General features: G+C 65.0%; 18 protein-coding genes. 13 read left to right on the forward strand and 5 right to left on the reverse strand.

The window, feature by feature from the left end; translation table 11 throughout:
• Window positions 1-23: 23 nt before the first annotated feature.
• Genes O3298_RS16835 through O3298_RS16850 form a run of 4 tightly spaced genes read left to right on the forward strand, consistent with a single transcriptional unit; the run spans window position 24 to window position 3255 of the window.
• Window positions 24-896, forward strand: a complete 873-nt coding sequence (locus O3298_RS16835; RefSeq protein WP_305060046.1) for a branched-chain amino acid ABC transporter permease — start codon at window positions 24-26, stop codon at window positions 894-896.
• Window positions 893-1855, forward strand: a complete 963-nt coding sequence (locus O3298_RS16840; protein WP_305060047.1) for a branched-chain amino acid ABC transporter permease — start codon at window positions 893-895, stop codon at window positions 1853-1855. Before O3298_RS16835 ends, O3298_RS16840 begins: the two co-directional genes overlap by 4 nt.
• Window positions 1848-2561: an ABC transporter ATP-binding protein gene (locus tag O3298_RS16845; RefSeq protein ID WP_305060048.1), complete on the forward strand. Its 714-nt coding sequence runs from the start codon at window positions 1848-1850 to the stop codon at window positions 2559-2561. Before O3298_RS16840 ends, O3298_RS16845 begins: the two co-directional genes overlap by 8 nt.
• A complete protein-coding gene (locus tag O3298_RS16850; protein WP_289898982.1) occupies window positions 2554-3255 on the forward strand; it encodes an ABC transporter ATP-binding protein in 702 nt (233 codons plus the stop codon). Before O3298_RS16845 ends, O3298_RS16850 begins: the two co-directional genes overlap by 8 nt.
• On the opposite strand, the gene O3298_RS16855 is transcribed toward O3298_RS16850, so the two are convergent.
• The gene (locus tag O3298_RS16855) at window positions 3252-3716 is read right to left on the reverse strand and encodes an alpha/beta hydrolase (RefSeq protein ID WP_305060049.1); all 465 of its coding nucleotides are present in this window, start codon (window positions 3714-3716) and stop codon (window positions 3252-3254) included. The genes O3298_RS16850 and O3298_RS16855 overlap by 4 nt on opposite strands.
• A 262-nt stretch (window positions 3717-3978) precedes the next feature.
• Window positions 3979-4896: an HDOD domain-containing protein gene (locus O3298_RS16860; RefSeq protein WP_289911603.1), complete on the reverse strand. Its 918-nt coding sequence runs from the start codon at window positions 4894-4896 to the stop codon at window positions 3979-3981.
• On the opposite strand from O3298_RS16860, the gene O3298_RS16865 reads away from it, so the two are divergent.
• The 9 genes from O3298_RS16865 to fghA all read left to right on the forward strand — a co-directional run bounded on the left by O3298_RS16865 (window position 4856) and on the right by fghA (window position 11283).
• Entirely contained in the window at window positions 4856-5137 is a 282-nt protein-coding gene (locus tag O3298_RS16865; protein ID WP_289911605.1) for a hypothetical protein, read from the forward strand. The genes O3298_RS16860 and O3298_RS16865 overlap by 41 nt on opposite strands.
• Window positions 5134-5718 carry a DinB family protein gene (locus O3298_RS16870; RefSeq protein ID WP_289911607.1) on the forward strand — a complete coding sequence of 195 codons (585 nt, stop codon included), beginning with the start codon at window positions 5134-5136 and terminating at the stop codon, window positions 5716-5718. Before O3298_RS16865 ends, O3298_RS16870 begins: the two co-directional genes overlap by 4 nt.
• A gap of 32 nt (window positions 5719-5750) precedes the next feature.
• Window positions 5751-6290: a GNAT family N-acetyltransferase gene (locus tag O3298_RS16875; RefSeq protein ID WP_289915807.1), complete on the forward strand. Its 540-nt coding sequence runs from the start codon at window positions 5751-5753 to the stop codon at window positions 6288-6290.
• Window positions 6291-6401: 111 nt separating this feature from the next.
• Window positions 6402-8000 (forward strand): oleate hydratase, encoded by a 1599-nt coding sequence (locus O3298_RS16880; protein WP_305060050.1) that lies wholly within the window; start codon window positions 6402-6404, stop codon window positions 7998-8000.
• A gap of 126 nt (window positions 8001-8126) precedes the next feature.
• On the forward strand, window positions 8127-8378 hold the full coding sequence (locus O3298_RS16885) for a hypothetical protein (RefSeq protein ID WP_289905532.1): 252 nt from the start codon (window positions 8127-8129) through the stop codon (window positions 8376-8378).
• A complete protein-coding gene (locus tag O3298_RS16890) occupies window positions 8375-8620 on the forward strand; it encodes a hypothetical protein (RefSeq protein WP_289911611.1) in 246 nt (81 codons plus the stop codon). The genes O3298_RS16885 and O3298_RS16890 overlap by 4 nt, the downstream gene beginning before the upstream one ends.
• Window positions 8621-8776: 156 nt before the next feature.
• Window positions 8777-9448: a signal peptidase I gene (gene lepB, locus O3298_RS16895; RefSeq protein ID WP_305060051.1), complete on the forward strand. Its 672-nt coding sequence runs from the start codon at window positions 8777-8779 to the stop codon at window positions 9446-9448.
• Window positions 9449-9496: 48 nt separating this feature from the next.
• Window positions 9497-10360, forward strand: a complete 864-nt coding sequence (locus tag O3298_RS16900; protein ID WP_305060052.1) for an NAD-dependent protein deacetylase — start codon at window positions 9497-9499, stop codon at window positions 10358-10360.
• A 56-nt stretch (window positions 10361-10416) separates the two neighbouring features.
• Window positions 10417-11283: an S-formylglutathione hydrolase gene (gene fghA, locus O3298_RS16905; protein WP_305060053.1), complete on the forward strand. Its 867-nt coding sequence runs from the start codon at window positions 10417-10419 to the stop codon at window positions 11281-11283.
• Window positions 11284-11292: 9 nt separating this feature from the next.
• On the opposite strand, the gene O3298_RS16910 is transcribed toward fghA, so the two are convergent.
• The 3 genes from O3298_RS16910 to O3298_RS16920 all read right to left on the reverse strand — a co-directional run bounded on the left by O3298_RS16910 (window position 11293) and on the right by O3298_RS16920 (window position 14914).
• A complete protein-coding gene (locus tag O3298_RS16910; RefSeq protein WP_077402643.1) occupies window positions 11293-11958 on the reverse strand; it encodes a dienelactone hydrolase family protein in 666 nt (221 codons plus the stop codon).
• Window positions 11959-12135: 177 nt separating this feature from the next.
• A complete protein-coding gene (locus O3298_RS16915) occupies window positions 12136-14454 on the reverse strand; it encodes a xanthine dehydrogenase family protein molybdopterin-binding subunit (RefSeq protein WP_305060054.1) in 2319 nt (772 codons plus the stop codon).
• Window positions 14447-14914, reverse strand: coding sequence for a (2Fe-2S)-binding protein (locus tag O3298_RS16920; RefSeq protein ID WP_034782880.1), 468 nt, complete (start codon window positions 14912-14914; stop codon window positions 14447-14449). Before O3298_RS16920 ends, O3298_RS16915 begins: the two co-directional genes overlap by 8 nt.
• Between the last annotated feature and the right edge of the window lie 3 nt (window positions 14915-14917).

The following is a 14917-nucleotide window of genomic DNA, read 5'->3' on the forward strand; positions in this document are numbered from 1 at the left end:
CGGCTGCCTGACGGGATGACGACATGACAGAATTAATCTTGCAGGCCCTGTATTCGGGCTTGCTGCAGGGCGGCTCCTACGCCCTGATCGCACTGGGACTGGCGCTGGTCTTCGGCACCATGAAAGTGATCAACCTGGCGCACGGCGAACTGGTGCTGCTGGCCGCCTACATCGCCTACAGCGTCGAATCGGGCCTGGGACTCGGTCCCATATTCGCCATTCCCATCGCGCTGGTGATCGTCAGCCTGACGTCCGTGGGCGTGTACCTGATCGTCAGCCGCATCAAGAAGGACCGCGAAATCAATTCGCTGATCCTTACCTACGGCATCGGCGTCATCCTCACCAATTTCATCCTGCTCGTGTGGAAGGCCGACATCCGCTCGACGTCGTCCAGCTGGCTGCAGGAAGGGTTTGAAATCGGCCCGTTTTTCAGCATGCGCAGCGAAGTGATTTTCTTTGGCGTCAGCCTGGTGCTGATGGCGGCGCTGTGGCGCTGGCTGTCCACCAGCTGGTATGGCCGCGCCGTGCGCGCCGTCTCCAGCAACCGCGACGCGGCCAAGCTGATGGGCATTGACCCGGGCCGCACGGAACTGGTGTCGTTTCTCGTCGCCGGCATCCTGGCCGCCTTCGCGGGCGTCGCCCTGTTCAGCTATGGCGTGATCCAGCCGGCCTACGGCGGCGCGCTGACGGTGAAAGCCTTCATCATCACGGTATTGGCCGGCATCGGTTCCATTCCCGGCGTGCTGCTGGCCGCCGTGCTGCTGGGCGTGGCCGAGGCGCTGACCGTCACCCTCGCCAGCTCCGCGCTGCAGGAATTATCGGGCATGGTGCTGTTCCTGCTGGTGCTGTTCATCATGCCGAACGGCTTGTTCGGCGCACAACGGAGGCGCGGATGAAGCGCTCGACACTGATTTCCACGGCGGGCCTGCTGCTGGCCGCGTATATCGTCGTGCCGCTGGCCCTGGGCGCCAACCAGTATGTGATGAGCATGGTGGTGGCGGCCCTGATCATCGGCGGCGTGGCCATGTCCTGGGCCCTGCTGGGCAACCTGGGCGGCATGGTCAGCTTCGGTCACGCAGCCTTCTTTGGCGTAGGCGCGTATGTCTCCGCGCTGGCCACCGTGAAACTGGGCTTGCCCGTGTTTGCCGCCATGCTGCTCGGTGGCGCGGGCGCGGCCATCGCCGCCGTCATCATGCTGCCCGTGCTGCGCCTGCGCGGTCCGTATTTTGCGCTGGCCATCCTCGCCTACGCCCACATCTTCCGCATCCTGGCCACGGAATGGAGTTCCGTCACGGGCGGCGCCGGCGGCATCAACAATATCCCGGCCTTGCCCACCGTCTTCGGCTTCGACCTGGCCAGCAAGACGGGCGCCTACCTGGTGGTGCTGACCTTGGTGGTGGCGTGCGCGTTTGCCTACAGCCGCATCCGCGCCAGTCACTACGGCATCGCCCTGCGCGCCATGCACGACAGCGAAGACGCCACGCGCGTCGTCGGCGTGAACAGCACCCTGCTGAAAGGCGCCATGCTGCTCGTGTCGGCCTTCATGGCGGGCCTGTTCGGCGCCTTCAACGCCCACTACATCAATTTCCTGGAACCGGACTACGCCTTCAACAGCCTGTGGGTGACCTTGCCCATCGTGGCGGCCATCTTCGGCGGCTACCGCACGATACTCGGGCCCGTGCTGGGCGCCGTGGTGGTCTACCTGGTCGACCAGCTGATTTTCAAGTCGCTGATCCCCACGGGCCACCAACTGGTGCTGGGCGTGCTGCTGGTGGCGATGATCGTCTTCAGTCCGAACGGCTTGCTGCCGCTGCTGCGCAAACTCGTCAAAGCGAAGGAAAAAGCACATGCTTGAACTCGATAATGTGTCCGTGCGCTTCGGCGGCCTGACGGCCGTCGATTCCGTCACCCTGAAGGTAGGCAGCCACGACGTGATCGGCCTGGTGGGCGCGAACGGCGCCGGCAAGACCACCCTGTTCAACGCCATTTCCGGCCTGGTGCGCCCCACCAGCGGCGGCATCCGCTTCGAGGGGCGCGACATCATGGCCACGCCCATGTACCAGCGCGCGCGCCTGGGGCTGGGCCGCACCTTCCAGATCCCGCAGCCCATGCATGAATTGACGGTGCGCGAAAACCTCGTCGTGGCGCAGCGTTTCGGCACCGGCAAGGTGGATATGCGCAAGATCGATGAAATCCTCGACTTCACGAGCCTGGCGGACAAGGCGCAGCGCGACGCGGCCAGCGAACTGGCGCTGACGGAATTGAAGGCGCTGGAAGTGGCCAAGGCGCTGGCGACGAACCCGAAACTGCTGCTGCTCGACGAAGTGCTGGCGGGACTGGAAACGAATGGCAAGCGCCGTTTCATGGGCATGCTCAAGGACTTGCACGCCGCCTTTGGCGTGGGCATCGTCATGATCGAGCACGATATCGAAACCATCAGCAATCTGTGCCAGCGCGTGGCCGTGCTCAATTTCGGCCAGCTGATCGCCGACGGCACGCCCGATGCGGTCTTCCGCAACCCGGCCGTCATCGAAAGCTACACGGGAGCCGCGCATGCTTAACATAGAGAATCTGCGCGCCGGCTATGGCGCCATCAATGTGCTGTGGGATGTGTCGCTGTCCATCCAGAAGGGCAAGCTGACCACCATCATCGGCCCGAACGGGGCCGGCAAGACCACTCTGCTGCGCGCCATCATGGGCTTGCTGCCCGTGGGCGCGGGCAGCATCGCGCTCGATGGCACGCCCATCAACGGCACGCCGACGTGGAAGATGAGCGACGCGAGGGTCACGATGATACCCGAGGGGCGCATGACGTTCCGCGACATGAGCGTGGAAGAAAACCTGATCATGGGCGCCTTTCCGAAGGAGCACCGCAGCCACATGCCTGCGCGCCTGGCGGAAGCCTACGCCATGTTCCCGCGCCTGCACGAGCGCCGCAGGCAGCTGGCAGGGTCCCTGTCCGGCGGCGAGGCGCAGATGCTGGCCATGGCGCGGGGCTTGATGTCGGATCCGTCGCTGCTGATCATCGACGAACCGTCGCTGGGCCTGGCGCCGCTGGTGGTCAACGAGCTGTTCGAGATCCTCGCGCGCCTGAACGACGGCAAGCGCACCATCATCCTCGTCGAGCAGAACACGGCGCGCGCCGTCGGCGTGGCCGATCACGTCTACCTGATGCAAAGCGGCAAGGTGGCGCTGTCGCAGGCGGCCTCAGAGGTCGACCTCGAGCACCTGCATGCGCTCTACTTTGCGCGCTAATCGGCGGCAAACACCAGCCCCGGCATCTTCGCCACGCAATCGAGGTTCAAGGGCGCGCGCGGGTCGCGCAGGAATGCCAGTGTCAGCTGTCCGCCGCAGCGGTTGAACATGGCGCCATGCGCCTGGCCCGGTATCTGCACGAAGCGCGCGTTGGGCATGCTGCGCAGCAGGCGCCGGCCCCAGGCTGGCGGCGTCACGGGATCGAATTCGCCGGCCAGGATCAGCACCGGCACGTCGCTTTTCACGGCATCGTTTGCCTGCGCCGCAGCCGCTGCAACGCGCCAGGCGCCGCACATCCCCGGCGTCGCCGTGCGGTTATCCGCGCCGCCCAGCCCCAGGGCCGGCGCCACTTGCGCGGCCATGCGGTCGGGCTGCTCGAACGGCATCTCCTCGCCGCACCAGATCGACAGGCGCAGTCCCCAGTTGAAGCTGGAAGGAGCGCTGCGCAGCAATGGCAGCAAGCCTTGCGGACGGTGCGAAGGCCGGTTTGACGGGCAGTGTGTCCGGCGCGGCGGCGCAGGGCTGCGCCGCTGTTACCAAACACGCGGCGGCAAGCATGGAACGGCGAAATGGAAGCAAGGAACCTCCTCGGCAGCATGGGCATACGACAGGATGGAATGGCACACCGTCCACTCATTTAGTTGCCAGATTACCACGCAATCGCGGCCCTGGCCGCAAGAATCTGCTACCGGGCCGGGGCGCAGTTCGACCGGCCTGCGGCCGTCACTCGTCGTCCTCGTCCTCGTCATCGGCCAGCTTGTCAAACACCTGCAGCTCGGCCTTGCTCAATCCCGTCATCACGAAGGGATCATCGGCAGGAAAACGGCCAGTATCGACCAGCATGCGCAGCTTGCTCAAGCGATCGCCCAGCGCCAGCGCTTGCGCCTGCGGATCGGCGTGGTCATCGGCGCCGGCCTGCCCGATCGCGCGGGTCACGGACTCGGGAAACTCCCATAATTCGGCGATCCGTACCGACAAGAGGCGCGCTTGCGCAAACACCTGGGCAATGAAGGCGTCCGATTGCGGAAAGGCATCGGGCGCGTGCATCTGGTCGATCAGGCGGAACGCCACCACCAGGCCCACATTGGCCATCAGCCCCGCCAGATAGGCGTCGAAGGCGTTGGCCTGCATTGCGGGCGCGACCAGGTTGGCCGCCAGCGCGCATTTCTCGGACTGGCGCCAGATCAGCGGCGCCGTGCGTATGGTCAACCCGCCGCTTTGCATGCTGACGATGGGGCGGAAGGCGACGCGGGCGAGCAGCATGCGCATGCCGTTTTGCCCCAGCAGCATGATGGCGCCTTCCATATTGTTGATCGACGGGCTGGCGTTGTAGCGCGAATGGTAGCGGGGCCGGTTCGCTTCGCGGTAGACCTCGGCGACCAGCGGCACGTCCTGCGCCAGCTGGCGCGACAGCTCGGCCGCGCTCATGTTTTCGTTTTGCAAGGTACGCATCAACTGCGGAATGATGGCCGGGATGCGCGGCACCAGCGCGGCGCCGGCGATCGGTTCACTGGCCAGGCGCGTCAATTCGTCCAGAATCTGCTGTTCGGCCTGCGCTGTCGCCTGCGCCGAACCCGCGGCCGCCAGCCAGCGGTAGTAGATGGCATCGATTTCGGTGATGGTGGCTGGCTGCCGTGTCATCTCGGGCGCCGCCGCTGCCGTGACTGGCGCAAGCTTGCTTTTTTCGCCGCCGTTCAGTAATTTTCCTATCCAACCCATTTTGCTTTTCCAGCCCTATATGCATCACTATCGCGACATCCGCTGCGCGATTTTACTTGATGACAGCCGTGCCGGTGCGGCGGGCGTGGCCGCCTTGGTCCACCTGCCGCAAAGTGCTACAGTGGCGCTCTCGCAGTTCCCCTCTTTGCAAGGTAAATCATGAGCAACATGCTGGCCCGCTACGTCACCACCCAGGCGTACAACAACGCCTGGAGCAACCACCGCCTGCTGAAAGCCTGCGGCGAGCTAAATCTGGCCGAATTCCAGGCGACGCGCGTCAGTTTTTTTCCCACCATCCAGTTCACCCTGAACCACATCCTCACATGCGACTGGTTTTATCTCGACGCGCTGGAGCGCGAGCTGCGCGGCGAGGCGCCGCATGCCGACTGCTATGCCTTCTTTGAACAGGACGAGCCATTTACCGACTGCGCCACGCTGCAGGCGGCCCAGCATGCATCCGACGCGCGCCTGATCGCCCACTGCCGCAGCCTGTGCGACACCGACCTGGCGCGGCCCGTGACGATCCTGCGCGACACGCCGCAAGTCGATACGCGCCAGCGCATGCTCGCGCATTTGTTCCAGCACCAGATCCACCACCGGGGGCAAGTGCACGCCATGCTGGCCGGCACGCGCATCGCGCCGCCCCAGCTCGACGAATTCTATTGCGCCGGCGAAGCGGGCGAGCGGGCGCAGGATTTTGCGGAACTGGGGTGGACGGAAGACGACGTCTGGGGACTGCGTTGACGCCTTCCTCGCTCATGCTCCCACACGATCCCATGCCAGACCTCGACCGCCTTCAGTTGTTCCCGCCCTCCAGCGCCGACCTTCCCGCTTTGCTGGCCTTCGAACTGGAAAACCGCGCGTATTTTGAAAACTGGGTTACGGCGCGCGCGCCGTCCTATTACCACCAGGAAGCCATCGCCGCCGCCATCGAACAGGCGCAGCGCGAACGCCAGCAAGACCAGGCTTACCAGTACCTCGCCAAGCTGGACGGGCAGATCATCGGCAGGGTCAACCTGACGGCCGTCACGCGTCCCTATTTCAACAAGGCGACGCTCGGCTACCGCATCGGCGAACGGTTCGGCGGACGCGGCTACGCCACGCGCGTGGTGGCCCTGCTGCTGGAAGAGGCTTTCGGCACACTGGAACTGTGGCGCCTGGAAGCGACGGCGCGGCCGCAAAACCTGGGCTCGGTCGCCGTCATGCAGCGCAACGGTTTTCACCAATATGGCCGTTCGGAAAAAGCCATGCGCTTCCAGGATGCCTGGTCGGACTTGCTGTACTTTGAACGGCGCAAGGAACACGCGGGCGCCTAAAAAAAACCGAGCAACTGCTCCATAAAGCAGGCAATCCTCACCTGATGTTGTAAAATAGGCAAATTTGGCGCGACGTCGGCCATGTCGCTTGCCAGCCTTTCGCGCACGCGGATGCACTCACACTCAGGGAACAACATGCGCAATACAGACAAGAAAGCCTACCTCGTCGGCGGCGGCATCGGCTCGCTGGCCGCGGCCGCCTTCATGATACGCGACGGCGGCATGCAAGGCAGCAACATCACCATTTTCGAAGCGTCGCCCGTGACCGGTGGCAGCCTCGATGGCGGCGGCAATGCCGAAGATGGCTATACCCTGCGCGGCGGGCGCATGCTGACCACCGACAATTACGAGTGCACCTGGGACTTGTTCAGGAGCATCCCCTCGCTCGAGCATGCGGGCCAGAGCGTCTACGACGAAACCGTCGCCTTCAACGAACTGCACCTTCCCCACTCGCGCGCGCGGCTGGTCGACCGCAACCGTTTCAAGGTCGACGTCAGCAGCATGGGCTTTTCCATGCAGGACAGGCTGGAACTGCTGAAGCTGGCGGAAGCGGACGAAGACACACTGGGCAGCAGCGCCATTACGGACTGGCTCTCGCCCGCATTCTTCGACACCCGGTTCTGGACCATGTGGGCCACCACGTTCGCCTTCCAGCCCTGGCACAGCGCCGTCGAGTTCAAGCGCTACCTGCACCGCTTCATGCTGGAGTTTTCGCGCATCGAAACCCTGGCCGGCGTCAAGCGCACCGTCTACAACCAGTACGATTCGCTGGTGCGCCCGCTGGTCGCCTGGCTGCAGGCGCAAGGCGTGAACCTCATCATGGATTGCACGGTGACCGATATCGAGGTGCAAGAATCCGATGGCCGCCTGAGCGCCACCGCCATTGCCTGCCAGCGCCGCGGCCTGGCCGACGTGGTCCCCGTCGCCGCGGACGACCTGGTGTTTTTCCAGAATGCCTCGATGACGGATGCGTCCAGCTATGGCAGCATGCACCGCGCGGCCGCCAGGCGCACGAAGCACGACAGCCATGGCTGGCGCCTGTGGGAAAAGCTGGCCGAGGGACGCCCGCAACTGGGCCGTCCCGCCGCCTTCAACAGCAGCATCCCCGAATCGTACTGGGCCTCGTACACGGTCACCTTGAAGGACGGCGCCTTCTTTGACAGGATGGAGCGCTTCACGGGCAACAGCGCGGGCACGGGCGGCCTCGTCACCTTCAAGGACAGCAACTGGCTCATGTCCATCGTGCTGGCGCACCAGCCCCATTTCGCCGGCCAGCCCGCGGGCGTGCAAGTATTCTGGGGCTATGCGCTGCACCCTGATCGCATCGGCAACTTCGTCGCCAAGCCCATGTCCGACTGCAGCGGCGAGGACATCCTGCGCGAGCTGTGCGGACACCTGAACTTCGACCTCGACATCATGGCCACGGCGAACTGCATTCCCTGCCGCATGCCGTACATCACCAGCATGTTCATGCCCCACGCGAAGAGCGACCGTCCCCTGCCCGTGCCGGCCAACTCCGTCAACCTGGCCTTCGTCAGCCAGTTCGTGGAAATCGCCGACGATGTCGTCTTCACCGTGGAATACTCGGTGCGCGCGGCGCAGACGGCCGTCTACCAGTTGCTGGGCGTGCAGCGCGCAGTGCCGCCCATCCACGCGCACGACAAGTCGCTGAAGGTCAAGCTGGACGCCGTCATCAAGGCGTTCAAATAGCCGCACTTTCCGGCATCAACGCCGTTTTCAGGCTATCGGCCGCGACTTTGTGGCAGCGCAAGGCACCGTGATAATGGACTGATAACGTCAAGGTTCGGGAATCTTATCTATCTTGCAAAGTCCAACATGAAAGTGCGGCTACGCCTGTTCGAACATGTGCTGCTGGTGCTGGCATTGGCCGTCGTCATCTTTGCCGCCGCCATCGTGCTGGCACGCATGACGCAGTGGGCGGAAGCGCAGGAATTGCCCGTCTACCTCGTGCAGGGCATGCACCTGGTGGGCAAGGTGCTGTTTTTCCTGGATGGCTGCATCGTCATCGCCGTCAGCAGCATTTTGGCCGCCCGGCTGTTCCGCCTGCTCACCAAGGAGGATTTATGAACGACCTTCACTACCTGTTCACGCTCCGGCATCCGCGCCGCTTCTGGTGCAGCGCCATCGCCATCGCCGTGGCCTCGGCCATCCTGCTGGGTCCATGGCTCGACAGCATTCCCTGGCTGGTGGCGATCCCCTTCGTGGCTGGCGGCTTGCTGGTAGCGCTCGGCGAGCTGTGGGACGAGATGCACGGCAAGCGCCGGCGCAACGGCGACGACGACGCGCATGCGCCGTGCCGGCATCCCTGAGACAGAGTGATGCGTGCACGCAACAATGGTCACGCCATCGGCCGCGCCTGCGTTGATTTAAGACTGGCTTCAGCCTTGCCGTGCATCGTGATATGGCGCCAGCAGCAATGGCGCGTCCCTTCACCCTCACGGGCACTGCCCAGCGAAAGAGCCGAGATGAGCACATGGATGCGCGCCAACAAAGGTTTTTTGATGTTCCTCCTGCTGTTCGGCGTGTTCCGCACGGCCGTGGCGGACTGGAATCCCATACCGTCGGCGTCGATGCGCCCCAACCTGCTCGAAGGCGACGTGGTCTTCGTCAACCGCCTCGCCTTCAACCTGAAAGTGCCGCTCACCGATATCGTGCTGCAGCGCCTGGGCGAACCGCAGCGGGGCGACATCGTCACCTTTTCCTCGCCGAAAGACGGTACGCGCCTGATCAAGCGCATCGTCGCCCTGCCCGGCGACACGGTGGAAATGCGCAATGAGCAGCTGGTCATCAATGGCCAGCCCGCCCAGTACACGGCGCTCGACACGGCCCCTGAAACCATCGCCCACGTGGGCCAATTGACGGCGCAACGCATCAATGAACGCAACCAGACCGAGCAGCACCGCATCCAGGTCTTGCCGCAAATCGCGGGCGCGGCGCGCAGCTTTGCCCCCGTAACGGTGCCAACCGACCATTTCCTCATGCTGGGCGATAATCGCGACAACAGCGCCGACTCGCGCTACTTCGGCTTCGTGCCGCGCGCGTTGCTGATCGGCAAGGCCGAGCGCATCCTCGTGTCGGCCAATATCCAGGAGCATTGGCAGCCGCGGCTGCAGCGCTTCGGCATGAAGCTGGAATAAACCTCCCTCCTGCAACGGCGCCATGCTTTTCGGTTAGCATGGCGCATCATGCAAAATTTTTCCTCAGCCAGCCTGCGGTCCGCCAGCGACGATCTTGCCCTCGATCAGCTGGCACAGTTCCTGCGGCGCCATCCCGACGTGCTGCTGCTGACGGGCGCCGGCATCAGCACGGCGTCCGGCATACCCGATTACCGCGACACGCAAGGCGTACGGCGCGGCAATGCACCCGTGCAAGGTCCCGATTTTCGCCGCCAGGAAGCCGTGCGCCGCCGCTACTGGGCGCGCAGCATGGTGGGCTGGCCAACCCTGGCGCGGGCCGTGCCGAATCCCGGCCACCTGGCCATCGCGCAACTGGCCCGGCGCAGGAGAATAGGCGGCCTGGTCACGCAAAACGTGGATGGCCTGCATCAGCAAGCGGGCAGTACCGCCGTCACGGAGTTGCACGGCAGCATACATGGCGTGGTCTGTCTCGATTGCCGGGCCCGCCACACGCGCCGCCTGATCCAAGATCAGCTCGAACACGACAATCCGCAGCTGCTGGGCGCCACGGCCACGCCGGCGCCCGATGGCGACGCCTTGCTGGAGCCGTCGCAGCTGGCCACCTTCCACCTGCCTGTCTGCCCCCGCTGCGGCGGCACCCTGCAGCCCGACGTGGTGTTTTTCGGCGATGGCGTACCCGCCGCCTGTGCGGCCGAAGCCGAAAGCAAGATGCACGAAGCCGGCGCCCTGCTGGTGGTGGGCTCGTCCGTCATGGTGTATTCCAGCTTTCGCCTGTGCCGCATGGCGGCCGAAACGGGCAAGCCCGTGGCCGCCATCAACCTGGGCAAGACGCGCGCCGACCATTTGCTGGCCTTCAAGACGGAAGCGCCGGCACAGGACATCTTGCCTGCATTAACGGCCATGCTGGACTGATCCCGCCTCTGCGGTGCGTTACTCTCGCTATACTGTGAGATTAACGAGGAGAATTCATGCTGGAACTGTTGAGTGAACACGCCTGTTTTGGCGGAGTACAACGCTTTTATCGCCACGACGCGCAAGCCATCGGCTTGCCCATGCGTTTCTCGGCCTTCATTCCCGATACGGCGCCAGGCAGCGTGGCCGCCACCAAACGCCCCGCCCTGTTTTACCTGGCGGGTCTGACTTGCACGGAAGAAACGTTCATGATCAAGGGCGGCGCGCAGCGCGTGGCCGCGGAAGAAGGCTTGATCCTGATCGCCCCCGACACCAGCCCCCGTGGCGCGAACATCGCGGGCGAGAGCGACTCCTGGGATTTCGGCGTGGGCGCGGGCTTTTACGTGGACGCCACCAAGGCGCCGTGGAGCAGCCACTACCGCATGTACAGCTACATCCTGGAATTGCGCGCCCTGCTGGAGCAGGAACTGGCGATCGACGCGCAGCGCACGGGCATTTTCGGCCACTCGATGGGCGGCCACGGCGCGCTGGTGCTGGCCTTGCGCAACCCGGACCTGTTCCGCTCCGTTTCCGCCTTCGCCCCCATCGCCGCACCGAGCCAATGTCCGTGGGGCAAGAAAGCGTTCACGGGCTACCTGGGCAGCGACGAGGCCAGCTGGCAGCAATACGACGCCAGCGCGCTGATGCGCGGCCTGCAGGGCCAGCCGCCGCTGTTCCCCGAAGGCATCTTGATCGACCAGGGCCTGGCCGACAAGTTCCTGCCCGAGCAACTGTGCCCCGAGGTGTTCGAAGCGGCGTGCCGGGACGCCGGCCAGCCTTTGCAGCTGCGCCGCCATGCCGGCTATGACCACGGCTATTACTTCATCGCCAGCTTCATGGAAGAGCACGTGCGCTTCCATGCGAAGAACTTGCGCGCCGCCTGAGCCGCTGCGCTACTGCGCCGTGCTGGTATGCCCGTTGAAATGGCGCGTGTACCAGTCCGTCGCCAGCAAGGCGGCCTGGTGGCGCGTGTCGGGGCCGCCAGGGGCGGCGATCTGTTCCAACTGTTTGTCGCAGCGCAAGGTGGCGAACGCCATGCGGTTCAGGCCAGCCACGTCGGGGTCGCGCCCGCCCACGATCAGCAGGGACGGCACGCGCACGTTTTCCAGCGCCGCCTTGCCGGCCATTTCCACCTGGCCATCGCACACGGCCAGCGCGGCGATTTCCGCGCTGCGCCAGGCCGCCAGCTGCATCACGACGGCCGCGCTGGTGCCATAGCCATACAGGCCGCAGGGCAAGCGCCGCGTGGACGGGTCGAGCTGCAGCCAACCCAGGGCTTTTTCCAGCTGGCGCGCCAGCAGCACGATATCGCTGCGCACGAAATACGCGTGGCCATTGCTGCCGCCGCCAGGCTCGACGCCGCCCTGGTCGAAGCGCAGGGTGGCGATGCCCGCCCGCAAAAAATCCTGGGAAGTGGCGTGACTGGAAGCGCCCAGGTAGTCGCTGTCGGCGCCTGCACCGTGGGCAAACAGGACGATGCCCACCGGCCGTTCGGGCATTTCAAGCACGCCATCCATTTGAAGTTCATCGGCCGTAATGCTGACAAATTGTTCTTGCATGGTTGCCTCCGCAATCGAGCTGGGATCAAGCTAAAGCTGAAGTCAAGCTGTACGCTGATTTTACGCTGATCTCGCCGGGCCGGGGACAGCCTGCGTGCCCCGGGCGGCTAACTTCAGTGTAGCAGCCCGCGGCCATTCCTGCGCAGCCGTTCGCGCATCGTCACCGGCAAGGCAGGACTATACGGCGCCGTGCCGGTCCAGCCCCTTCAGCACGGCTTCCGGGCGGATTGGCAAATGCCGCACGCGCGACGCCACGGCGGCGAAGATGGCGTTGCCGATGGCCGGTGCCACGGCCGTCGTGGGCGGTTCGCCCATGCCCGTCGCCGTGTGCGTGCTGGCAACGAATTCGATATCGAGCTCGGGCACGTCGGCCATGCGCAGGGGCGTGTAGGTATTCAGGTTGGTATCCTTCACTTCGCCGTTCAGGAAAGCCGTGCCTTCATGCAAGGCCATGCTCACGCCCCACAGGGCGCCCCCTTCCGCCTGCGCCAGCGCGCCATCGGGGTCGACGATGCTGCCCGCATCGATCACCATGAACAATTTTTCGACTTTCACCATGCAAGTGCTGCGGTCTACCTTGACCCGGGCGACGCACGCCGTCCAGGTGGGCATGTCGCGTTCCTGGCCGAACGTGGCGGCGATGCCCAGGCCCGTGTCGGGCGGCATGGCCTTGCCCCAGCCAGCCTTGTCCGCCACGCGCTGCAGCACGTGGGCCAGGCGCGCGGCGCCGCCGACGGCGTTCGGCGCGCTGCCCGCATTGCGGCCCGACGCCTGCAGCAAGGACAGGCGGAACGCCAGCGGATCGACCTTGGCCGCCTGCGCCGCCTCGTCCATGAAACTTTCCACAGCCCAATTCGTCCAGCCGGGACCCACGGAGCGCAGCCAGCCGGGGCGGAAACTGCTGTTGGCCAGGTCGTTCGACACGGCCCGCACGCGCTGCGCGCCCACCGCATACCAGTGGTCGGCGCCGGCGATGGCGAACGGATCATACGGATGGCCCTGCTTATCCTTGGCCAGGAAGGCGGGAATCATGGCTTGCGTGGGCCAGCCCGCGCTGGCCTCGTGCACCATCGCCGACACCTTGCCCGCGTCGTCGAACGCCATGCGCACATGCTGCACGGACGGCGAACGGGGCGAATCGAAGCGGGCATCGTCGGCCCGCGTGCAGATCATCTTGACGGGGCGCCCCACGGCTTGCGCCGCCAGGGCGGCCGGCACGCAATAATCGCCATTCAGGCGCCGCCCGAAACCGCCGCCCAGCAGATAGGTGTGCAGCATGACCTTGCTCTCCGGCACCTTCAGCGCTTGCGCCAGCACGGGCAGGATCAACGATTGCCACTGGTTGCCCGCATGAATGTGCCAGACGCCGTCGATTTCCTGCGCCAGGGCATTCACGGGTTCCAGCTGGAAATGCAGCACGGTGCTGGTCGTGTAGTGGCGCTCCAGTTGCAGGCTGGCATCCTTGAACGCTTGCTCCACGCCATCATCATCGACCACGCGCGCGCCCAGGCTGGCATCGGCCAGCTGCTTGGTGGCGTAGTTGAGGATATCCTGCTCCGCCACGTGGGCCGCCGCGCCGGCCCGCCATTTCACTTGCACCAGCTCGGCCGCGCGCACGGCGGCCGCATACGTTTCGGCCACCACCATGACCCAGCCGGGCACCGTGCCGCTGGGATCTTGCAAGGCGAACGAACGCAGGTAGCCCTTGACCTTTTTCGCGGCCGCATCATCGATGGACACCACTTTCGCGCCGTAGCGCGTGGGCGGAATCTTCGGGCGCGCATACAGCATGCCCTCGACGTGCGCATCGATGCCGTACACGGCCGCGCCATTGAGTTTCGCGGGAATGTCGAGCGCCTGCACATGCCGGCCGATCAGGCTGCGCTGCTGCGGCGTTTTCAGCACGATCGCTTTCAATTGTTCCGGCGTGTACTGGCGCGCCAGTTTGCCACGGCGCACGATGTCGCCATAGCTGATCGACCTTCCCCGGCCATGCACGACGCCCAGCCTGGCGTGGCAGGCGGACACGGGCACGCGCAGCAGGCGCGCGCCCTCCTCGACCAGCGCCAGGCGCCCGGCCGCACCGGCACGGCTGAGCGGGTCGAAATTCTGCCAGACGGACCAGCTGCCGCCCGTCACCATCAAACCCCATTTCGGGTCCGTGTCCACATAATGCAGGCGTACCTTGCTCCAGTCCGCTTCCAGTTCCTCGGCGACGATGCGCGCCAGGGCCGTACCGATATGCTGGCCCATTTCCGCCTTGGCGATATTGACGGTGATCATGCCATCGCGGCCGATCTGGAACCAGATGCTGGGGTCGAACACGGGCGCGGCCGGCTTGGCGGGCGGCACGCGTGCCACCTTGCTGTCGGCCAGGGAACTGTCGGCGCGCAGGAAGGCCAAAGTAAACCCCGTGCCGGCGGCGGCGATCAGGAAACCGCGCCGGCCCAGCGAGCTGGGACGGGCAGCAGAATTTTCTTTCGGCAACTTAAACACCGGGCGCCTCCTGCATGCCGGCCGCCAGCTTGATCGCCTTGCGGATACGCACATACGCCATGCAGCGACACAGGTTGCCGCTCATGACGGCATCGATATTCGCATCCGTCGGTTGCGGATAATCTTTCAACAAGGTGGCCGCCTGCATGATCTGGCCCGATTGGCAATAGCCGCACTGGGGCGCCTGCGTGGCCAGCCACGCCCGCTGCAAAGGATGCGTGCCATCGGGCGAGAGGCCTTCGATGGTGGTGATGGCGCAGCCGGCCACGGCGGCAATCGGCGTAATGCACGAACGCATGGCGCGGCCATCCACGTGCACGGTGCAGGCGCCGCACATGCCGATGCCGCAGCCAAACTTCGTGCCCTTCAAGTTGACTTCATCGCGCAGCACCCACAGCAAGGGCGTCTCGGCGTCGGTCTCGGTGCCGAAGGGCTGGCCATTCACGGTAATGTTATACATAAG

The organism is Janthinobacterium sp. SUN137 (assembly GCF_030587265.1).
In the GTDB taxonomy this organism is placed as follows: domain Bacteria; phylum Pseudomonadota; class Gammaproteobacteria; order Burkholderiales; family Burkholderiaceae_D; genus Janthinobacterium; species Janthinobacterium kumbetense.